Below are 420 nucleotides of genomic sequence, written 5' to 3'. Positions count from 1 at the left end.
TGAGAACGCACTTCGTGAACCAGTCGTTCTCCGGAAAATCATCGGAACACTCCGTAATGACCGAGGAATGTTCGTTCATGAGACAATCTTGTCCCTGCTGGCGACGTGGCGCCAGCAGGGACGCAATTCCTACGAGGAACTTCGTCGAGTTGTCAGCAGCAATAAGATGATCTCACGAGCTCACGCTGTACCGGCTGTTGAGACTTCGGGGTAAACACATACGATTAATCTATGTACTCCTCCGAAGGTTTTTGTCACTTCCAGAGAGTATAATTAGTATTCAGGCTCGTAGAAGAGCCTGTCCAAGAAATATCGGCAGAGAACTCACATGACGTAGACCTTATCTAGCAGAAAATCCTGTACAGCGTAAGGATTCACCCGTGACGTTCAATTTTATCCGATACGATCAAGATCAGCAAC

The 420-nt window shown here is 47.4% G+C and carries 1 pseudogene; it reads left to right on the top strand.

The annotated features are described in order from the left end of the window. A pseudogene (locus O2S87_RS18880) lies at positions 1-214 on the top strand (IS66 family transposase); the annotation flags it as partial. Positions 215-420: the final 206 nt, after the last annotated feature.

Source organism: Halohasta sp. A2 (assembly GCF_056175805.1).
Note: the sequence above shows the minus strand (reverse complement) of the source record. Positions and strands in the feature narration are given on the sequence as shown.